Here is a 19,992-nt window from a genome sequence, read left to right on the forward strand (position 1 = left end):
GCCTCACAGCTCTTTCGCCAGCCGGTTGATGAAGTCACGCGACCGTTCGGGGTCGAGTGACTCAGCCTCCACTTTACGGAAGAGCGTTCGAAAGGCGCTCAGTTGGGCTTCGGAGTCGACGAAGGCCGCGCCATGGGGCGCATCGCGTACGACGGTGTCCAGCTTGGGCACGGGACCTCCTGCGTACGTCATTGCGCTCGCGGCGCCCGCGAAGCCCTCCAGTGCGAAGGGGATGACGCGCACCGTGATGTGGTCTGCGTCGGAGAGTTCGAGAAGCATGGTGAGCTGGGCCCGTGAGGCCGTGCGGTCGCCGACCATGATGCGCAGTGCCGCCTCGTGGATGACCGCCTCGTACGGGGTGGGGGCTTTGAGGATTACCTTGCGTTGCATGCGGTGCCGGACGCGCAACGTCAGTTCCTCGCTGGGAAGTTCGGGGACGCGGTAGGCGAAGACGGCGCGTGCGTAGTCCTCCGTCTGGAGCGGGCCCGGGATGAACAGGAACTGAACCTCCCGAAGGGAGGTGGCGTGGTGCTCCAGTTCGGCAAGGTCGAGGAACGGCGTGGGCAGCAGGCCTCGGTATTCCTCCCACCAACCGCGTGTCCGATCGGTTGCCATGGCCACCAAGGCGTCGATCAGTTCGGCGTCCGTGCAGGCGTAGTTGGAGGCGATGCGGCGCAGGCGCTTCTCGCTCACGCCCGTCAGGCCAGCCTCGATCTGGCTGATCTGAACGTTACTCACACCGAGCAGTGCAGCCGACTCGCGAGCGCTCAGGCCTGCGGCATCCCGGATTCTGCGCAGTTCGACCGCCAGCCGCAACTGACGTGCCGTTGGTTCGCGCCTCGTCGACATGGTGCTCCTTGCTCCAACGCGCCTCTACACGCGACCCGTTCGGGGGTCACCCTACGCGACTGGCTTGCGAAACCGAAACTTTCAGGTCTACCGTCAGTGACGCAACGCACACACTGCGGAACGGAGTTGGCGTATGCCCGAAACCGAAAACGAACCCTGGGAGTACTGCCTGTACATCCCGAACGACGTCCGTGCCGTGACCGTGAGCCGCCGCACCCTCCGCCTGATCCTCACCCTGCACGGTCTGATCGGCTTGGTGGACGTCGCGGAGTTGCTCGCAACGGAGCTGGTGTCGAATGCCGTACGGCACACCAAGGGGCCTGCTGCGTTGAGGTTGCGGTGGCGGGAGGGGGTGTTGCGGATCGGGGCGTGGGACGCGGACCCGGAACCGCCGGAGCCACCGCGGGCCTGGGGGGAGGTGGAGGAGTTGGAGGAGGGCCGGGGTCTCGCGCTGGTCCGGGCCTGTTCCGACGTCTGGGGTTGGCAGCCGCTGACCAGGAACGGGAACCGGGGGAAGGTGGTGTGGTGCGAGCTGGCGGTCGCCTAAGGTGCCCCCCATGAGCATCATCGGCGTAGGCATCGACGTTGCTGAGATCGATCGGTTCCGGGCGTCCCTGGACCGTACTCCCGGGCTGGCCGATCGGCTGTTTCTGAAGCGGGAGTTGTTGTTGCCCAGTGGGGAGCGGCGCGGTATCGCCTCGCTCGCCGCTCGGTTCGCCGCCAAGGAGGCCCTCGCCAAGGCGCTCGGTGCGCCTTCCGGGCTGCACTGGACGGATGCCGAGGTGTACGTCGAGGATTCCGGGCAGCCCAGACTCAGGGTCACCGGAACCGTGGCGGCCTGTGCGGCGCAGCTCGGCGTGCGGTCCTGGCACGTGTCGCTCAGCCACGACGCCGGCGTCGCGTCGGCGGTGGTCGTCGCCGAGGGGTGACGGCAGACTCGGGGCATGCGTACCGCGTACAGCGTTGAGACAGTCAGGACGGCCGAGCGGGAGTTGATGGCGACCCTCCCCGACGGTGCCCTCATGCAACGTGCCGCCGCCGGGCTCGCCGCCGCCTGTGCCGACCTGCTCGGGCGGGTCTACGGCAGCCGGGTCGTGCTGCTCGTCGGGAGTGGGGACAACGGCGGGGACGCCCTCTACGCCGGGGCCCGGCTCGCTCGGCGCGGGGCCGGGGTGACCGCCGTACTGCTCGCCTCCCCCGAGCGCACCCACTCCGGTGGACTCGCCGCGCTCCGCCGGGCGGGTGGAATCGCCGTCGAGGCCGAAGAGGGCGAAGACGTCATCGAGCGTGCCGATCTCGTCGTCGACGGCATCGTCGGGATCGGGGGGAAGGGGGGGCTTCGGCCCGAGGCGGCCCGACTTGCTGATGCCGCCGCCTCCCGCTCCCGCGCCGCCGTCGTCGCCGTGGATCTGCCCAGCGGCGTCGAGGCCGACAGCGGCGAGGTGCTCGGGGACGCCGTCCGTGCCGATCTCACCGTCACCTTCGGGACCCACAAACCCGGGCTGCTCGTCGACCCGGCCCGTGAGTACGCCGGTTCCGTGCGGCTCGTCCGGATCGGGCTCGACCTGCCCGCCGTACCCGAACTCGAAGCCCTCCAACACGTCGACGTGGCCGGCCTGCTGCCCGCGCCCGGTGCCGCGAGCGACAAGTACCGGCGGGGGGTTGTCGGGATCGCCGCCGGGTCGGCCCGGTATCCCGGCGCCGCCGTGCTCGCCGTGTCCGGCGCGTTGCGCGGTGGGGCGGGGGCCGTGCGGTACGTCGGGCCTGCCAGCGCCGCCGTGATCGCCCGCTTCCCCGAGACCCTCGTCTCCGATCGGGGGCCCCACAAGGCGGGCCGCGTGCAGGCCTGGGTCACCGGACCCGGTGCCGGGGACGACGCGGCCACCGTCGCCGAGGTGCTCGCTGAGGACGTGCCCGTGCTGCTCGACGCCGACGGGCTGCGGCTGGCCGACCGGGACGCCGTAAGGGCCCGTACCGCCCCGACCCTGATGACCCCGCACGCCGGAGAGGCCGCCGCGCTGCTCGGTGTGCAGCGCGGGGAGGTCGAGGGGGCGCGGCTCACCGCCGTACGCGAGCTGGCTGCCCGCTATGACGCGACCGTTCTCCTCAAGGGCTCGACCACGCTGGTCGCCGACCCGGGCGGCGGTGCCGTGCGTGTCAACGCGACCGGGACCGCGTGGCTCGCCACCGCCGGCAGCGGGGACGTGCTGTCGGGGCTGGCCGGGTCGTTGCTGGCGGCAGGGCTCTCGGCCAAGGACGCGGGCAGTGTCGCCGCCTATCTGCACGGCCTCGCCGGGCGCTACGCGGCGGACGGCGCGCCCGCCGGGGCACACGACATCGCCGCCGCGATCCCGGCCGCCTGGCGTGACGTTCGCGACGCAGAGGTCTAGCCCGGAGGGGCCTCTGAGACACTGGGGGCGCGATGAGTACGACAGCACATGCCGCGAGCACGCCTCTGCGTGCCCGCGCCGAGATCGATCTGGCCGCTCTGCGGGCCAACGTCCGTGCCCTGCGTGCCCTCGCGCCGGGCGCGGCCCTGATGGCCGTGGTGAAGTCCGACGCGTACGGCCACGGGGCCGTTCCGTGTGCCCGAGCGGCCGTGCAGGCCGGGGCGACCTGGCTCGGCACGGCCACCCCGGAGGAGGCCCTCGAGCTGCGCGCGGCCGGGTTGCCGGGGCGCATCATGTGCTGGCTGTGGACGCCAGGTGGGCCGTGGCGGGAGGCCGTCGAGGCCGACCTCGACGTCTCGGTGAGCGGGATGTGGGCGCTGCGCGAGGTGACGGAGGCCGCCCGGCAGGCGGGCGCGCCCGCGCGCGTGCAGCTCAAGGCCGACACCGGGCTCGGGCGCAGCGGCTGCCAGCCGGGCGGTGACTGGGCCGAGCTGGTCGACGCGGCCGTACGCGCCGAGGCCGAGGGGCTGCTCCGTGTCACCGGGTTGTGGTCGCACTTCGCCTGCGCCGACGAACCCGGGCATCCGTCCATCGCCGCCCAGCTCACCCGCTACCGGGAGATGGTGGCCGAGGCCGAGCGGCGGGGTGTGCGGCCCGAGGTACGGCACATCGCCAACTCGCCCGCCACGCTCACGCTGCCCGACAGCCACTTCGACCTCGTACGGACGGGCTGTGCCGTGTACGGCATCTCGCCGAGCCCCGAGATCGGCATCCCGGCCGACTTCGGACTGCGCCCGGTGATGACGCTGTCCGCGTCGCTGGCCCTGGTGAAGCACGTACCGGGCGGACACGGCGTCAGCTACGGGCACCACTACGTCACTCCGGGCGAGACCACCCTCGGCCTGGTGCCCGTCGGCTACGCGGACGGCATCCCGCGGCACGCCTCCGGGACCGGCCCGGTGCTGGTCGGCGGCAAATGGCGGACCGTCGCGGGGCGGGTCGCGATGGACCAGTTCGTGGTCGACCTCGGCGGCGACGAGCCCGAAATCGGCTCCGAGGCCGTCCTGTTCGGGCCCGGCGACCGCGGTGAGCCCACCGCCGAGGACTGGGCGCAGGCCGCGGGCACGATCGGGTACGAAATTGTCACCCGGATCGGATCGCGTGTTCCCCGCGTCTATGTGAACGAGGAACAAGACGGGTAAGCCGTACGGGGGGCGACACGCGCGCTGGGCGCCGATCGAACCCCGGCACCACCACCAACAACTCGTGACGTCGGCGACAGGAGCGAGGGGACCCGCATCACCCGTCCGACGAACTGCAGTACGGCGAACAGGGCACACACGGCCAACACGGTGAAGAGGAGCGGTACGTGAGCGAGAGCAGTGCGGAGGCCGTCACGAACGTCGCCGCGGCGGCCGTGGCCTCCGCAGCGGGGGCGGCCGGGAGCTGGCGCCGGGCGACCGGTATCGCCGGTGCCGCCATAGGCGTGCTCGCCGCGGGCGCGGCCGCCGGCGTCGCCATAGAGCGGATGACGGTCGGCCGCGACATACGCAGGAAGGCCCGGCTGGCGCTGGACTCGACGGGTCCCTACGGCACGTTGCGCGGCACCCCGGGCAAGGCCGAGGCCGACGACGGCACCGAGCTGTACTACGAGGTCGACGACGTCGAGCCCGAGGGCGGCCCGGCCCCCCGCAGGCGCCGGCTCTTCGGCCGCAAGGCGCCCGCCCCGGTCACCGTGGTCTTCAGCCACGGCTACTGCCTCAACCAGGACTCCTGGCACTTCCAGCGCGCGGCGCTGCGCGGTGTCGTACGGACGGTGTACTGGGACCAGCGCAGCCACGGGCGGTCCGGGCGGGGCGTGGCCCAGCTCCAGGACGACGTGCCGCTCACCATCGACCAGCTCGGCCGGGACCTGAAGGCCGTCCTCGACGCCGCCGTGCCGGAGGGGCCGATCGTCCTGGTCGGTCACTCGATGGGCGGTATGACGATGATGGCGCTGGCCGCCCATTACCCCGAGCTGATCCGCGACCGGGTCGTGGCCACCGCCTTCGTCGGTACGTCGTCCGGGCGGCTCGGCGAGGTCAACTTCGGGCTGCCGCTCGCCGGGGTCAACGCGGTGCGCCGGGTGCTGCCCGGGGTGCTGAAGGCGCTGGGGCAACAGGCGGCCCTGGTGGAGAAGGGGCGGCGGGCGACGGCGGAGCTGTTCGCCGGGATCATCAAGCGGTACTCGTTCGCGTCCCGGGACGTCGACCCGGCGGTGGAGCGGTTCGCCGAGCGGATGATCGAGTCCACGCCCATCGACGTGGTCGCCGAGTTCTATCCGGCGTTCACCGACCACGACAAGACCGAGGCCCTCACTTTCTTCGAGGACATGCCGGTCCTGGTGCTGGCCGGGGTCCAGGATCTCGTCACGCCCAGCGAGCACAGCGAGGCCATCGCCGACCTGCTGCCCGACGCCGAGCTGGTGCTCGTGCCGGACGCCGGGCACCTGGTCATGCTGGAGCATCCGGAGGTGGTCACCGACCGGCTCGCCGACCTGCTCACGCGCGCGGGTGCCGTCCCGGCAGGCGCTACCGTGAGTGGTTATGGAAGCACCAGCAGCGCCGCACGACCCGGTTGAGACCCAGTTGATCGTCAACTCCCCCGAGCAGATGCGGGAGTTGGGCCGCAAGCTCGCCAAGCTGCTGCGCGCGGGCGATCTGGTGATGCTCAGCGGGGAGCTGGGCGCGGGCAAGACGACGCTGACGCGCGGGCTCGGTGAGGGGCTCGGGGTGCGCGGGGCGGTGACCTCGCCGACCTTCGTGATCGCCCGGGTGCACCCGTCGCTGGGTGACGGTCCGCCGCTGGTCCACGTGGACGCGTACCGGCTGGGCGGCGGCCTCGACGAGATGGAGGACCTCGACCTGGACGTCTCGCTTCCCGACTCGGTGATCGTCGTGGAGTGGGGCGAGGGCAAGGTCGAGGAGCTGACCGAGGACCGGTTGCAGGTCGTGATCCACCGCACCGTCGGCACTGCGACATCCCGGGGGGCGACCCCCGAACCCCCGGGCACCGACGAGGTGCGACATGTGACGTTCACCGGACTGGGGGAGCGGTGGGCGGACGTGGACCTCGGGGTGCTGTCAGCCTGAGCGAGCGGGTTGTGCGATCGGCCTGAGCGACAAGATTCCGACATGCCGTCGGCAAGATATTGCGCCGGACGTGGCAAGCGTGGTCACATGGAATCCAGTTCGTAGTTAGGTCTGCCTAACTATGCCCGCCCCCGCTCGTCAGGAGGCGTCCATGCCCGCTTCTCAGCCCCCGGCGCAGCCGCGGCCGTACCCGGCCGCCGGAGTCTCCATGCGCGACCTGCTGGCCTCCTGCGCGGCCGCGGACGCGATCTCCAGGCCCCCGCGGGACCCCGACCCGATGGCGCCGCAACCCTCTGCGGGACGGGAGCACGAGCACCCGCAGGCCGCGTAGGCGCGGCCCCGCGCGTCAGCGGATCACCACGATCCGCACCCCGATCGTCGCGAACTCCCACATCGCGTCCCCGTCCGCGCGCGACTCGCGGATGGCGCCCGACTTCACTGCCAGGCCGAGGGCCGGTTCCGAGCCCTTGTCCTCGCGGAGGGCGCTGAAGCCGACGACCACGTCGTCCACACTGGTGAAGCGGACGACGTGCTCGACGGGGAGGCCGTCCGTGCCGGTGACCGCGCTCGAGCGGGACGTCACGAAGTACGAGCCCGGCGGCGGGTCGACGTTGCCCGGGGCCACCTTGAACGTGCGCCCGACCTTGTTGTTCCCGCCGACCAGCCAGACCCGGTCGTCGTCCACCGAGTACACGACCCGTTCGCCCGTGCCGGAGCCCGGGGGCAGGGCGGTGGGGCGTTGCCGGTCGCGGGGCGCCTTGGCGGGGGCGGCGGCGGGCGCGGTGCCGGAGCGGGACTTGCCGTTGAGGGCGGGCGGGACGTTCGCCGAGGCCTGGTAGGCGAGGATGCCGACCGCCCCGATGGCCGCCGCGGCGAGCCCGGCCACGATTCCCGCGCTGGTGCCTGCCACGTGCGCCCACCTCTGCGTTCGGTGAAATGTCGGCTGTGTCGAATACGCCGAGCGAAATGTCGTACTTCGTACAGACCGTAGCAGTCGGTGACTGTCCGTTCCGGGCGACCGTGCTCCGGGCGCGAGAGCCGTAGGCTGTTCGCGTGCTCTTGCTCGCTCTGGATACCGCCACCCCCGCCGTCACCGTCGCGCTGCACGACGGTACGGCCGTCATCGCCTCGTCCAGCCAGGTCGACGCGCGTCGGCACGGTGAGCTGCTGCTGCCCGCCGTCGACCGAGTGCTGGCCGAGACAGGGCTGAAACTCGACGCCGTCACCGGGATCGTCGTCGGCATCGGGCCCGGCCCCTACACCGGGTTGCGCGTCGGTCTGATGACCGCCGACACCTTCGGCCTCGCGCTCGGCGTCCCCGTGTACGGCCTGTGCACGCTGGACGGCCTCGCGTACGCGGCCGACATCGAGAAGGGCCCCTTCGTCGTGGCGACCGACGCCCGTCGCAAGGAGGTCTACTGGGCGACGTACGCCGATTCACGCACACGGGTGACCGATCCGGCCGTGGACCGGCCCGCCGACATCGCCGACAAGGTGGCCGGGCTGCCCGCCGTCGGTGCGGGCGCGCTGCTCTACCCGGACACCTTCCCCAGCGCCCACGAGCCCGAGCACGTGTCCGCCGCCGCCCTCGCCTCCCTGGCCGCCGAGAAGCTGGCCGCGGGCGAGGAGCTGCCGGCACCCCGGCCGATGTATCTGCGCAGGCCCGACGCGCAGGTGCCCAAGAACTACAAGGTGGTCACCCCGAAGTGACCGAACCCGTGAAGCCCGTGCTGCGCGAGATGCGCTGGTGGGACATCGACGCGGTCCTCGAGCTCGAGAAGGACCTCTTCCCCGAGGACGCCTGGTCGCGGGGCATGTTCTGGTCCGAGCTGGCCCATGCCCGCGGCTCCGAGGCGACCCGGCGCTACGTCGTGGCGCTGGCCGGCGACCGGCTTGTCGGCTACGGCGGCCTGGCCGCGCAGGGCGAGCTCGGCGACATCCAGACGATCGCTGTGGCCCGCGCGCACTGGAGCACCGGTCTCGGCGGGCTGCTGCTGACCGAACTGCTGCGGGCCGCGACCGACTTCGAGTGCACCGAGGTGATGCTCGAGTGCAGGGTGGACAACGTCCGCGCGCAGAAGCTGTACGAGCGCTTCGGCTTCGAAGCCATCGGCTTCAGACGCGGCTACTACCAGCCGGGGAACGTGGATGCCCTGGTGATGCGGCTGACCGACCCGGCAACCTCCGTGAACGGCGTACAAGGAACCGAGATCAATGGCTGACGAACCCCTGGTCCTGGGGATCGAGACCTCCTGCGACGAGACCGGCGTCGGCGTCGTCCGGGGCACCACCCTGCTGGCGGACGCCGTCGCGTCCAGCGTTGACGAGCACGCCCGCTTCGGCGGGGTCGTGCCGGAGGTGGCGTCCCGGGCGCATCTGGAGGCGATGGTCCCGACCATCGACCGCGCACTGAAGGAAGCGGGCGTGAGCGCGCGGGACCTGGACGGCATCGCGGTCACGGCGGGCCCCGGCCTCGCGGGCGCGCTGCTGGTCGGCGTCTCGGCGGCGAAGGCGTACGCCTACGCGCTGGGCAAGCCCCTGTACGGCGTGAACCACCTGGCCTCGCACATCTGCGTGGACCAGCTGGAGCACGGGGCGCTGCCGGAACCCACGATGGCCCTGCTGGTGAGCGGCGGCCACTCCTCGCTGCTGATGTCCACGGACATCACGTCGGACGTACGGCCCCTGGGCGCGACGATCGACGACGCGGCGGGCGAGGCCTTCGACAAGATCGCCCGCGTGCTGAACCTCGGCTTCCCCGGCGGACCGGTCATCGACCGCTACGCCCGCGAGGGCGACCCGGCGGCGATCTCCTTCCCGCGCGGTCTGACGGGGCCGCGGGATCCGGCGTACGACTTCTCCTTCTCCGGTCTGAAGACGGCTGTGGCCCGCTGGATCGAGGCGAAGCGGGCGGCGGGCGAGGAGGTGCCGGTGCGTGACGTGGCGGCGTCCTTCCAGGAGGCCGTGGTGGACGTGCTGACCCGTAAGGCGGTACGGGCCTGCAAGGACGAGGGCGTCGACCACCTGATGATCGGCGGCGGTGTGGCGGCCAACTCCCGGCTCCGGTCCCTGGCCCAGGAGCGCTGCGAGGCGGCGGGCATCCGACTACGCGTACCACGCCCCAAGCTGTGCACGGACAACGGGGCGATGGTTGCGGCCCTGGGCGCGGAGATGGTGACCCGCGGCCGAGCCGCCTCCGACTGGGACCTCTCGGCGGACTCCTCGCTCCCGGTGACGGAATCGCATGTGCCGGGCGAGTCCCACACCCACGACCACGTGCACGAGGTCGGCAAGGAGAACCTGTACTCGTGACGGTGGCGCTGATGTGGGAGGCGCGTGCGGCCGAGGGCAGGGGCGAGGAGCTGCTCGTGTGGGCACGTGAGCAACGGCTCCCCGAGCAGCCGCTGCGCCGCGAAACCTTCCGAGCCCCGCAGGATCGGGTGCTGGTCATCACGTGGTGGGACGCGCCGTACGACACGCAACTTTCCGAACTACCGGAGCCGCCCGGGGATTTGGTGACCCGCGCGGTTCACCGGTGGCGGTTCGAGTCGGTTGGGCTTGGATGAGCTGAGTACGACAGGCGGTACGGGGCGTCCGGCTGGTGGCCTCGCCACAGCCGGCGGCCGTGTCGGCGTTCCCGGATGGCGCCGAGCGCGGCCTCGCTGAGCCAGTCCAGTGTCGTCCCCGGTCCAGGCGCGGTCCGTCTTCCGCTGTCGGGGCGAGCGGGTCTCAGCTCAGCTCGGTCTCGCAGCGCAGTCGCCGGTCGGGGCCCGGCGTCCGTATCGGTCCGGTCAGCGTGAGCCGTGCCGTGTGCCGTGCGTCCGCGCTCGACGTGCCCAACCTCAGTTCCAGCGCGCCCGGTTCCACCACCCGGTGGCCCGCTCGGTTCGTGAAGGACGACAGGTCCGTGTGGAAGTGGAACGTCACCCGGCGGGACTCGCCCGGCGTCAGTTCCACTCGCTGGTAGCCGATCAGGCGGACGTCCGGGCGGGTGACCGAGGCCACCGGGTCGTGCAGGTACAGCTGGACCACCTCCGTGCCCTCGCGGTCGCCCGGGTTGCGGACCGTCAGTGACACGTCGTACGTGCCGTCCGTCGGGATCTCCGCGTCCGGGGCCGTGAAGTCCTCCCACTCGAATGTCGTGTAGGAGCGGCCGTGGCCGAAGGGGTACAGCGGGGTCGGGTCCAGGTTGCTGACCTCGCCCGCGAGGCCCAGCGGGGGCTGGAGGTAGGTCCAGGGCTGGCCGCCGGGGCTGCTCGGCACGCTCACCGGGAGGCGGCCCGAGGGGTTGACCCGGCCGGACAGGACGCCCGCCACCGCGGGGCCGCCCTCCTCGCCCGGGAAGAAGGCCTGGACCACGGCGCCGAGGCGGTTCTGCCAGCGGCCCAGGGCGTAGGGGCGGCCGGTCAGGAGGACCAGGACCACCGGGACGCCGGTGGCCACCAGTGCGTCGAGGAAGTCGGCCTGTACGCCCGGGAGTTGGAGGTCCTCCGCGTCGCAGCCCTCGCCCGACGTGCCTCGGCCGAACAGGCCGGCCCGGTCGCCCAGGACCGCCACGCACACGTCGGCCTCCGACGCCCGCGCCACCGCCTCGGCGAAGCCGGACGTGTCCGGGTCGGACACCCCGCAACCCTCCGCGAACGTGACCTTCGCGTCCGGGAGTTCGGTTCGGAGCGAGTCGAGGACGGTGGGGATGTCCACGCCCATCGGCACCTCGGGGTGGTGCGTGAGGACGTGGGACGGGAAGGAGTAGCAGCCGAGCATGGCCAGGGGGTCAAAGGCGCGGGGGCCGACGACCGCCACGCGTGTGTCGGGGGAGAGGGGGAGGAGAGTGTTCGGGTTGTCCAGCAGGACCACCGACTCCTCCGCGAGGCGGCGGGCCAGGGCGCGGTTGGCCGTCGAGTCCAGGTCGACCGGGCTTCCCGTCTCCGGCTGCCAGCCCTCGTCGAGGAGGCCCAGCTCGCACTTCTGCAGCAGGACGCGGCGGGCGGCGCGGTCCACCAGGGACTGAGGGATCGTGCCCTCGCGTACGGCGGCCACGAGCGGCTTGCCGTAGCACTTCAACGTCGGCAGCTCGACATCGATGCCGGCCTCCAGCGCCACATGGGCCGCCTCGGCCGGGCTGCCGGCCACCCGGTGCAGCGACTCCAGGAAGCCGATGCCGAAGTAGTCGGCGACCACAGTGCCGGTGAAACCCCATTCCCCGCGCAGGAGTTCGGTCAAAAGGCGCGGGTCCGCCGACGCCGGGATGCCGTCCGTCTCGGTGTACGCCGCCATCACCGAGCGGGCGCCGCCCTCGCGCAGTGCCATCTCGAAGGGAGGGAGGGTGATGTCCGCGAATTCACGGACGCCGGCCCGCACCGGCGCCAGGTTCCGCGCGCCGGCCGACGAGGCGTACCCGGCGAAGTGCTTCAGCGTGGCGACGATCCCGGCACCCTCCAGGCCCCGTACGTACGCCGTGGCGATGGTGCCGACCAGGTACGGGTCCTCGCCGATCGTCTCCTCCACCCGGCCCCAGCGCAGATCGCGGACCACGTCGAGGACGGGCGCCAGACCCTGGTGGACGCCGACCGAGCGCAGGTCGTGGCCTATCCGGTCGCCCAGCACCTCGACCAGCTCCGGGTCGAAGGTCGCGCCCCAGGCCAGCGGGACGGGGTACGCCGTCGCCTGCCATGCCGTGAACCCCGCCAGGCACTCCTCGTGCGCGACCGCCGGAATGCCGAAGCGGCCCGCGTCGGCGATGCGGCGCTGGGCGCGGGCCAGTGCCTGCGCGCCCAGCGCCGGGTCCACGGGGGCCGTGCCGAAGGAGCGGGTCAGCTGGCCGAGGCCCAGCGTGATCAGCTCGTCCCAGTCGTAGTCGGAGGTCATCTCGCGCTGGAGGGGCGCGACTCCGTCGCCGTCGGTGGCGGCGCCCACCCACACGCCGTACAGCTGTGCGGTCTTCTCCTCCAGGGTCATCCGGGACAGCAGGTCGTCGACGCGGGCGGCGGCGGGCAGGGAGGAATCGCGCCATGGGGCGATGGTCATGGAACTCCTGTCAGGGGGGAGGGGGGTGGGCTGCCCCGGGTGGTTCGGGTTCACTTGCCGCCCACGCCCATCAGGCCGCCCACCAGCGCGCGGCGGGCCACCAGGTACACGGCGAAGATGGGGATGCCGGAGAGGACGACCGAGGCGAGCAGGGCGGGGATGTTCACGCCGAACTGGCTCACGTAGTTGAACAGGCCGAGGGTCAGCACGCGCGGGCCGTCGGACTGGGTGAAGATCAGCGGGAAGAGGAAGCCGTTCCAGGCCTGGAGCGCCGAGTAGATGACCACGGTGCTGATGCCGCCCTTGGTCATCGGGATGACCAGCTGGAACAGCATGCGGGTGGCCGAGGCGCCGTCCAGGGCCATCGCCTCGTACAGCTCCTCGGAGATGTCCCGCAGCGTGCCGGTGAGGATCAGCACCGACACCGGCATCGCGAAGGCCGCCGTCGGCAGGATGATCGCGAGGAGGCTGTCGTACAGGTTCAGCTTGGCGATCATCAGGTACAGGGGGACCACGACGGCCTGCGCCGGGATCGCCACGCCGAGCAGGAACAGCCGGAACGCGGAACCCGACCAGATGTTCCGGGTCCGTACGGCGACGTAGGCGAGGGGCACGCACAGGACGAGGACGATCGCCACGACCGCCGCCGCCACGACCACCGTGTTCCACAGGAAGTGGCCGAACCCGTTGTGCAGGACGGTGTTGTAGTTGTCCAGGGTCGGATGGGTGGGCGGCTTCAGGGCGTTGTTGCCCAGGGCCTGGTCCTGATTGGTGAGGGAGGCCGAGATCATCGCGTAGATCGGGATGATCACGACCGCCAGCCAGATCACCGAGCCCAGACCGGACAGCGGGTTGGGGCGCTTGGTCCAGTGCCTGCGGCGGGGCGGCTTCGATGCGGCGGTCGGCTTCGGGGTCTTCACGGGACGCGGCAACGTATCGTGTGACACTTCGTCACATTCCTTCCCGGGTGCTGCGCATCGCGCCGAAACCGGACAGTCTCACCATCAGCAGGGACAGCGCGGTCGCGGCCACCACCAGGAAGGAGGCGATGGCGCTCGCGTAGCCGAAGTCGTAGCTCTTGAAGCCCGCCTCGTACATCAGGTACGGCAGGATTGCCGTGTCGGTGCCGGGGCCGCCCTGGGTGAGGATCAGGACGGTCTCGAAGTAGGTCAGCGAACCGACGATCATCAGCACACCGGATGTGGTGGCCGTGTTGCGCAGCTGGGGCAGCGTGATCGAGAAGAACTGGCGGTAGCGTCCGGCTCCGTCGATGGCCGCCGCCTGGTACAGGACCTCGGGGATCTGCCGCGCGCCGCCCTGGTAGATCAGGGTGTGGAACGGGATGAACTGCCAGCCGCCGACGAACACGATCGCCAGGAACGCGCCGTTGGTCGAGCCGAGGGTGTCCGAGCGGATGATGCCGAAGTTCGGGTCGAGCAGCGCGTAGAACAGCAGCGAGATGGCCGTCGACGACAGCAGGAACGGCACGAAGAAGATCGCCGACAGGATCGCGCGGTTGCGCTGCCGGCCCGCCGCCCAGACGCCGAGCAGCAGGGAGACGACCGTCTGGAAGCCCCAGCTCACCACCGTGAGCAGCACGGTGACCGTGAGGGACTGGGCCAGGCGGTCGTCGCCGAGGAGCTTGCGCCAGTTGGCGAGGCCGACCGGCTTGGGGTCGCCGAGGCCGTTCCACTGGGTGAAGGACAGATAGAACGCCAGCACCATGGGGGCGACGGCGAAGAACGCGAAGAACAGGACGCCGGGCAGGGCCCAGGCGGCGTGCGGGCGGCCCGCCCTGACGCGCGAGCCGCCGTCGGGACGGCCCGCTTCGATGCGCGAGCCGTCCTTCACTGCCGTTGTGCTCACTTCAGCCCCTTCAGAGCCGACACGAACTGCGCCGGCGAGGACTTGCCCACGAACAGCTTGTTGATCTCGGTGAGCATCGGCGTCGACACGTTCGGGTCGACGGCCTGGTCCCAGCTCAGCGTGAACGCCGGGGCCTGCTGCACCATCTCGTACTGGAACTTGGCGAACTCCGGGTTCGGCGAGGCGTCCAGCAGCTTCTCGGCGTTCGTGGTGGTCGGGATGTCACCGTTGGCGACCAGGGCCTTGGCGTACGTCTCCGAGGCGGCGTCGCGCAGGAAGGCGATCGCGGCGTCCTTGTTGGACGTACGGGCGTTCACGGACCAGTAGTTGGTCGGGTTGCCGACGACGTTGCGGATGTCGCCCGCGCCGCCCTCGAACGAGGGGAACGCGAACCAGCCCAGGTTGTTCTTGGCGAAGTCCGGGAACTTGCCGAGCTGGGTCGAGTACTCCCACGAGCCCATGAGGTGCATGGCGGCCTTGCCCTTGGCGAAGACGGCCGGCGCGCCACCGTTGGTGTAGGCGACCGAGTTGTAGCCCTTGCCGAAGGCGCCGTCGTCGATGAGCTGCTTGACCGTCTCGGCGGCCTTGAGGACGGCCGGGTCGCCCCAGCCCGCGGAGTCGCCGTTCTTGATGCGGTCGAAGACCTGGGGGCCGCCGATACGGTCGACCAGGTACTCCAGCCACATCAGCTCGGGCCAGATGTCCGCGCCGCCGAGCGCGAACGGGGTGATCTTGGCCTTCTTCAACTTGGCGTTGATGTCGAGCAGTTGGCCCCAAGTGGTGGGCGGCGTGAGCTTCTGCTCGGCGAAGACCGTCTTGTTGTAGAACATGATCACCGGCTGCATACCGCGCATCGGGATGCCGTAGTTGCGGCCGCCCAGTGCGCCCGCCGCCAGGACCGACGGCAGAAAGCCGCTCCCCAGGACCGGGTCGGACTTGATGATGTCGGTCAGGTCGACCAGCTGGTTCGCGTCCTTGTACGCCTTGATGGAGCCGCCGCCCCAGTTGAAGAACACGTCGGGCGCGTTGGGCGAGCCCATCGCCGTGCGCAGCTTGGCCGGGTAGTCCGCGCCCGGCACCTTCTCCAGCTTGATCTTGCCGTTCGCCTTCTTGGCGGCCGCGGAGGCGTTGAACCGGCTGACGGCCTTGGCCTGTATCGCGGCCGCGTCGTCGCCGTATACGAAGGCGGTGAGCGTGCCGCCGCTGCCGGAACCTCCGGAGGAGCCGCAGGCCGAGAGTCCGGCGGTGAGCAGAGTGGTGGCGCCGGCGCCGAGTATCCAGCGCCTGCTGAAGGTACGCCCGCCGTTGGACGTTGTGGACTCCATGACCCAGCCTCTCGCGAATGTTTCGAATCAAACTACGAATGTTCCGGGAACGTATGGCGAGACTGGGGCTTCGTCAAGAGGTTGTGCAGGGATTACGATCGCCGACATGAAGCCTGGGAAGTCCGTGGAAACACAGACAGCAACGCTCGCCGAAATCGCCCGTGAGGCCGGCGTGTCCGCTCCGACTGTTTCGAAGGTCCTCAACGGCCGCGCCGACGTCGCCCCCTCGACCCGCACCCGCGTCGAGGAGCTGCTGCGCGCCTACGGCTACCGTCGCCGGCGGGCCGAGGCTTCCCGCTCGCCCCTGATCGACCTGGTCTTCCACGAGCTGGAGAGTGCCTGGGCGATGGAGGTCATCCGGGGCGTGGAGAACGTGGCGCGGGACGCGGGCCTGAGCGTGGTCCTGTCCGAGTCCGCCGGGCGGCTCACGCCGGGACGCACCTGGGCCGACCAGGTCGCCGCCCGCCGCCCGCACGGCGTGATCCTCGTGCTGTCCGGGCTCGACGAGTCCCAGCGCGCGCTGCTGACGAGCCGCTCGATCCCGTTCGTCGTGATGGACCCGGCGGGCGACCCCGGCGACGACGTGCCCTCGATCGGCGCCACCAACTGGCAGGGCGGACTCGCCGCGACCCGGCACCTCGTCGAGCTGGGCCACACCCGCATCGGCGCGCTGAGCGGGCCCTCCCGGATGATGTGCAGCCGCGCCCGCGTGGACGGCTACCGCGCGGCGCTGGAGACGGCCGGGCTGCCGGTCGACCCCTCACTGATCGTCACCGGCGACTTCCACCACGAGGCCGGCTACCGGCTGGGCCTGGAGCTGCTGCGCCGCCCGGACCGGCCCACCGCGATCTTCGCGGGCAACGACCTCCAGGCGCTCGGGCTGTACGAGGCGGCGCGCGAGCTGGGGCTGCGCATCCCGGAGGACCTGAGTGTGGTCGGCTTCGACGACCTGCCGGTGGCGCGCTGGGTGGGGCCGCCGCTGACGACCGTACGGCAGCCCCTGACGGAGATGGCCGAGGCCGCGGCCCGGCTGGTGCTCGACCTGGGCCGTGAGGAGGACTCCCCGGCGGCGAGGCGGGTGGAGCTGGCGACCAGCCTGGTGGTGCGCAGCAGCACGGCGGCGCCGGCGAAGTGACGCGGGTGGCCGGACCTCCGAAGCCAATCGGTTGTTAAACCGCAACTTTCGGCGGCGTCCGTAGCGCGCAGTTCAACTCGCTCATCCACGACGAGGACGGCACCTACCGCACGTCCCTCTGATTCAACGGGCTCGGTCCCGGACGGTGGTTCGGTGACGTTCGGGTTCAACGCGCCCTGGAGCGGGAGCAATCCGGCGCCTACCGGCACGCTGGAAAGGTGAGATTTTCCGAAGAAAACCGTCTCGCGTTGCTTCTCCTAACAGTCTCCTAATAATTCGGACTTACGTTCCTGCTCGTGACGGGACACAAGGAGAACGGCGACGAGAGCAGACGGCGGAGCCGGCGGTCGGCAGTGCTCAAGGCCGCCGGTCTCACGCTTGCGGCCGCACTGGTGCTCGCGAGCGCCGCGGCGGGCTGGGCGTACTGGCACCTCAACGACAACATCAAGAGCGTCGACATCAACAGCGCGCTCGGCGACGACCGCCCCGCGCGGCCTCTGGTGACCCCGTCGGCCACCGCCTCCGCGAGCGCCGGCCCGCTGCCGACCGAGGCCCTGAACATCCTGGTCCTGGGCTCGGACTCGCGCAGCGGCAAGGAGAACAAGGCCCTTGGCGGCGGCGACAGTTCGGGCGCCCGCTCCGACACGGCGATGGTCGTGCACATCGACGCGGGCCGCACCTCGGCCACCGTCGTCAGCATCCCGCGCGACACGCTGGTCACCCGGCCGTCCTGCCCGCTGCCGTCCGGGGGGTCCACGGCGGTGGCGTACAACGCGATGTTCAACAGCGCCTACTCGGTGGGCGGGCCGGTGTGCGCGGTGAAGACGGTCGAGTCGATCACCGGCGTCCGCATGGACCACTACATCGAGATCGACTTCTCCGGCTTCGCAAAGCTGGTCGACGCCCTCGGCGGGGTCGACGTCACCACGGACCAGGACATCGACGACGACCTGAGCCATCTGCACCTGAAGAAGGGCCCGCACCACCTCGACGGCACCCAGGCCCTGGCCCTCGCCCGCACCCGGCACGGCATAGGCGACGGCAGCGACCTCGGCCGCATAGGCCTCCAGCAGAAACTGGTCAAGGCGCTGCTGGAGCAGATGGCCGCGACGAGCCTCCTCACCGATCCGGCCAAGCTGTACCGGGCCGCGGACGCGGCCACCGCCGGCCTGACCACCGACACCGGCCTCGACTCCCTGAGCGAACTGATGAACCTCGGCCAGAGCCTGAAGGACCTCTCGGCGGACAACGTCAGGACGGTGATGATGCCCGTCGTACCCGCACCCTCCGACCACAACCGGGTGGTGGCCCGGGAGCCCGCGGCGAGCACACTCTGGGAGTCGCTGCGCTGATTTTCAGCATCCGGTGCTGTGGAAAAAAAATCTTCGAAGAAGTCCGGCGTGTGTGTCGATCCGCGTCGTCGCCGTTCGACGCAATGGGTGAGAGGCGGGGACAGCCCCGCCGCCACCCGAGGAGTCACCATGCCGCGCTACCTGTCCATCGTGCGTATCGACGAGACCACCACCCCGCCGGAGGGCCCGAGCCCCGAGCTGATGGAACGGATGGGCGCCCTGATCGAGGAGATCACCAAGGCCGGCGTCATGCTCGACACGGCCGGCCTGCTCCCGCAGAGCGAGGGCAAGCGGGTCCACTGGGAGGGCGGGAAGGTCACCGTCACGGACGGGCCGTTCACCGAGTCCAAGGAGGTCGTCGGCGGTTACGCCATCACCCAGTGCAAGGACCTCGACGAGGCCGTCGAGTGGACCAAGCGGTTCGTGCAGACCCACGAGGAGTACTGGACGGTGACCTGCGAGGTCCGGGAGATCGCCGAGGGCTGACATTCCTTGGCGTACGGCCGCCGGGGGTGTTGCATGGTGGGTTGTGGAACCGCAGCCCACCACCGCCCACGCGATCGAGACCGTCTTCCGCCTGGAGTCCCCGCGCGTCATCGCCGGCGTCGCCCGCATCGTGCGGGACGTCGGCATCGCCGAGGAACTCGCGCAGGACGCCCTCGTCGCGGCCCTGGAGCAGTGGCCTAGGGACGGCGTGCCCGCCAACCCGGGCGCCTGGCTCATGGCCACCGCCCGCAACCGTGCCGTCGACCTGGTCCGGCGCCGGGAGCGCTACGCCCGCAAGCTCGCGGAGATCGGCCGGGACCTGGAGACCACCGCCCCGCCGGAGGAGCCCGCCGACCCGGACGACATCGACGACGACCTGCTCCGCCTGGTCTTCACCGCCTGCCACCCGGTGCTGTCCGCCGAGGCGCGCACCGCGCTCACCCTGCGCCTGCTGGGCGGCCTGACCACGGCGGAGATCGCCCGCGCCTTCCTGGTCCCGGAGTCGACCATCGCCCAGCGCATCGTGCGCGCCAAGCGGACGCTGGCGGTGAAGAACGTCGCCTTCGAGGTGCCGTACGGCCCCGACCGCGAGGCCCGCCTCGGCTCCGTCCTGGACGTCATCTACCTGATCTTCAACGAGGGGTACGCGGCCACGGCCGGCGACGACTGGCTGCGCCCCGGCCTGTGCGAGGACGCCCTGCGTCTGGCCCGCGTCCTCGCCTCGCTCATGCCGAAGGAGCCCGAGGTCCACGCCCTGGCCGCGCTCCTGGAGTTCCAGGCGTCCCGCGCCGCCGCCCGCACCGGCCCCGACGGTTCGCCGGTCCTCCTCGGGGACCAGAACCGCCGCCGTTGGAACCGCATGCTCATCGCCCGCGGCGTCACCGCCCTCGCCCGCGCCGACGCCACGGCCACCGGCGCCCCGGGGCCGTACGCCCTCCAGGCGGCGATCGCCGCGTGCCACGCACACGCGGACACGTACGAGGACACGGACTGGCCGACGATCGCCACCCTGTACGGCCTGCTCGCGGCCCGAACCCCGTCCCCGGTGATCGAGTTGAACCGCGCGGTGGCCGTGTCCATGGCGCACGGCCCGGCACAGGCCCTGGAGATCGTGGACGCCCTCGCCGCCGAACCGACCCTCCGCGACTATCACTTGCTGCCCAGCGTGCGCGGGGACCTGTTGGCACGGCTGGGGCGTACGGCCGAGGCCCGCGAGGAGTTCGCACGGGCCGCGGAGCTGGCGCGCAACGAGCGGGAGCGGGCGTTGTTGCTGGCCAGACAGGACGAGTTGTCACCATGAATCAGCTCGCTGTTCACTCGTAAGTACGTTCCTCTCACGTCTCGTTGGCCTCTACACTGACTTCGCCGCTGTGGAACGGCTGTGTGGTCGCCTGGGGGACAGACGCCGACCCGGCCGCGCGCGGCAACTCG

The 19,992-nt window shown here is 71.1% G+C and carries 21 protein-coding genes; 15 read left to right on the top strand and 6 right to left on the bottom strand.

The features are described 5' to 3' along the window. Positions 1-3: 3 nt before the first annotated feature. Complete coding sequence (locus tag ACFYXB_RS01555; RefSeq protein ID WP_389576691.1) at positions 4-849, bottom strand: helix-turn-helix transcriptional regulator; 846 nt, start codon at positions 847-849, stop codon at positions 4-6. Positions 850-982: 133 nt separating this feature from the next. On the opposite strand from ACFYXB_RS01555, the gene ACFYXB_RS01560 reads away from it, so the two are divergent. The 7 genes from ACFYXB_RS01560 to ACFYXB_RS01590 all read left to right on the top strand — a co-directional run bounded on the left by ACFYXB_RS01560 (position 983) and on the right by ACFYXB_RS01590 (position 6,701). Further along, positions 983-1,396 (top strand): ATP-binding protein, encoded by a 414-nt coding sequence (locus ACFYXB_RS01560; protein WP_389576693.1) that lies wholly within the window; start codon positions 983-985, stop codon positions 1,394-1,396. A gap of 10 nt (positions 1,397-1,406) precedes the next feature. Next, positions 1,407-1,778 carry a holo-ACP synthase gene (locus ACFYXB_RS01565; protein WP_351354220.1) on the top strand — a complete coding sequence of 124 codons (372 nt, stop codon included), beginning with the start codon at positions 1,407-1,409 and terminating at the stop codon, positions 1,776-1,778. Positions 1,779-1,793: 15 nt separating this feature from the next. Next, on the top strand, positions 1,794-3,239 hold the full coding sequence (locus ACFYXB_RS01570) for an NAD(P)H-hydrate dehydratase (RefSeq protein WP_389576695.1): 1,446 nt from the start codon (positions 1,794-1,796) through the stop codon (positions 3,237-3,239). 32 nt (positions 3,240-3,271) lie between these two features. Then, positions 3,272-4,441 (top strand): alanine racemase, encoded by a 1,170-nt coding sequence (gene alr / locus ACFYXB_RS01575; protein ID WP_389576697.1) that lies wholly within the window; start codon positions 3,272-3,274, stop codon positions 4,439-4,441. A 167-nt stretch (positions 4,442-4,608) separates the two neighbouring features. Continuing rightward, positions 4,609-5,859: an alpha/beta fold hydrolase gene (locus tag ACFYXB_RS01580; RefSeq protein WP_389576698.1), complete on the top strand. Its 1,251-nt coding sequence runs from the start codon at positions 4,609-4,611 to the stop codon at positions 5,857-5,859. Then, positions 5,825-6,370 (top strand): tRNA (adenosine(37)-N6)-threonylcarbamoyltransferase complex ATPase subunit type 1 TsaE, encoded by a 546-nt coding sequence (tsaE, locus tag ACFYXB_RS01585; protein ID WP_389576700.1) that lies wholly within the window; start codon positions 5,825-5,827, stop codon positions 6,368-6,370. The genes ACFYXB_RS01580 and tsaE overlap by 35 nt, the downstream gene beginning before the upstream one ends. A 151-nt stretch (positions 6,371-6,521) precedes the next feature. Continuing rightward, on the top strand, positions 6,522-6,701 hold the full coding sequence (locus ACFYXB_RS01590) for a hypothetical protein (protein ID WP_351354235.1): 180 nt from the start codon (positions 6,522-6,524) through the stop codon (positions 6,699-6,701). Positions 6,702-6,716: 15 nt separating this feature from the next. On the opposite strand, the gene ACFYXB_RS01595 is transcribed toward ACFYXB_RS01590, so the two are convergent. Then, a complete protein-coding gene (locus ACFYXB_RS01595) occupies positions 6,717-7,280 on the bottom strand; it encodes a hypothetical protein (RefSeq protein WP_389576702.1) in 564 nt (187 codons plus the stop codon). 143 nt (positions 7,281-7,423) lie between these two features. On the opposite strand from ACFYXB_RS01595, the gene tsaB reads away from it, so the two are divergent. The 4 genes from tsaB to ACFYXB_RS01615 are packed head-to-tail and all read left to right on the top strand — an operon-like array spanning position 7,424 to position 9,936. After that, the gene (gene tsaB / locus ACFYXB_RS01600; protein ID WP_351354241.1) at positions 7,424-8,080 is read left to right on the top strand and encodes a tRNA (adenosine(37)-N6)-threonylcarbamoyltransferase complex dimerization subunit type 1 TsaB; all 657 of its coding nucleotides are present in this window, start codon (positions 7,424-7,426) and stop codon (positions 8,078-8,080) included. Continuing rightward, positions 8,077-8,592, top strand: coding sequence for a ribosomal protein S18-alanine N-acetyltransferase (gene rimI, locus ACFYXB_RS01605; protein ID WP_389576704.1), 516 nt, complete (start codon positions 8,077-8,079; stop codon positions 8,590-8,592). Before tsaB ends, rimI begins: the two co-directional genes overlap by 4 nt. Next, positions 8,585-9,682 (top strand): tRNA (adenosine(37)-N6)-threonylcarbamoyltransferase complex transferase subunit TsaD, encoded by a 1,098-nt coding sequence (gene tsaD / locus ACFYXB_RS01610; protein ID WP_389576706.1) that lies wholly within the window; start codon positions 8,585-8,587, stop codon positions 9,680-9,682. Before rimI ends, tsaD begins: the two co-directional genes overlap by 8 nt. After that, positions 9,679-9,936, top strand: a complete 258-nt coding sequence (locus ACFYXB_RS01615) for a hypothetical protein (RefSeq protein ID WP_389576708.1) — start codon at positions 9,679-9,681, stop codon at positions 9,934-9,936. The genes tsaD and ACFYXB_RS01615 overlap by 4 nt, the downstream gene beginning before the upstream one ends. Before the next feature lie 163 nt (positions 9,937-10,099). On the opposite strand, the gene ACFYXB_RS01620 is transcribed toward ACFYXB_RS01615, so the two are convergent. From ACFYXB_RS01620 to ACFYXB_RS01635, 4 genes are read right to left on the bottom strand one after another with little or no spacing between them, the layout of a single operon-like run. Further along, a complete protein-coding gene (locus ACFYXB_RS01620) occupies positions 10,100-12,397 on the bottom strand; it encodes a glycoside hydrolase family 3 N-terminal domain-containing protein (protein WP_389576709.1) in 2,298 nt (765 codons plus the stop codon). Positions 12,398-12,447: 50 nt separating this feature from the next. Next, positions 12,448-13,344 carry a carbohydrate ABC transporter permease gene (locus ACFYXB_RS01625; RefSeq protein WP_389576711.1) on the bottom strand — a complete coding sequence of 299 codons (897 nt, stop codon included), beginning with the start codon at positions 13,342-13,344 and terminating at the stop codon, positions 12,448-12,450. A gap of 4 nt (positions 13,345-13,348) precedes the next feature. Continuing rightward, positions 13,349-14,248 (bottom strand): carbohydrate ABC transporter permease, encoded by a 900-nt coding sequence (locus ACFYXB_RS01630; RefSeq protein WP_389577419.1) that lies wholly within the window; start codon positions 14,246-14,248, stop codon positions 13,349-13,351. Positions 14,249-14,259: 11 nt separating this feature from the next. Continuing rightward, complete coding sequence (locus ACFYXB_RS01635; RefSeq protein WP_389576713.1) at positions 14,260-15,588, bottom strand: ABC transporter substrate-binding protein; 1,329 nt, start codon at positions 15,586-15,588, stop codon at positions 14,260-14,262. 106 nt (positions 15,589-15,694) lie between these two features. Between ACFYXB_RS01635 and ACFYXB_RS01640 the strand changes: the two genes are divergently transcribed. The 4 genes from ACFYXB_RS01640 to ACFYXB_RS01655 all read left to right on the top strand — a co-directional run bounded on the left by ACFYXB_RS01640 (position 15,695) and on the right by ACFYXB_RS01655 (position 19,861). Then, complete coding sequence (locus tag ACFYXB_RS01640) at positions 15,695-16,723, top strand: LacI family DNA-binding transcriptional regulator (protein ID WP_351352616.1); 1,029 nt, start codon at positions 15,695-15,697, stop codon at positions 16,721-16,723. Positions 16,724-17,019: 296 nt separating this feature from the next. Next, positions 17,020-18,075, top strand: a complete 1,056-nt coding sequence (locus ACFYXB_RS01645; protein ID WP_389576715.1) for an LCP family protein — start codon at positions 17,020-17,022, stop codon at positions 18,073-18,075. A gap of 129 nt (positions 18,076-18,204) precedes the next feature. Further along, positions 18,205-18,561 carry a YciI family protein gene (locus ACFYXB_RS01650; protein ID WP_351352622.1) on the top strand — a complete coding sequence of 119 codons (357 nt, stop codon included), beginning with the start codon at positions 18,205-18,207 and terminating at the stop codon, positions 18,559-18,561. 43 nt (positions 18,562-18,604) lie between these two features. Next, entirely contained in the window at positions 18,605-19,861 is a 1,257-nt protein-coding gene (locus ACFYXB_RS01655; protein ID WP_389576717.1) for an RNA polymerase sigma factor, read from the top strand. Positions 19,862-19,992: the final 131 nt, after the last annotated feature.

It is taken from the genome of Streptomyces sp. NPDC002619, from assembly GCF_042889305.1.
Taxonomy (GTDB): domain Bacteria; phylum Actinomycetota; class Actinomycetes; order Streptomycetales; family Streptomycetaceae; genus Streptomyces.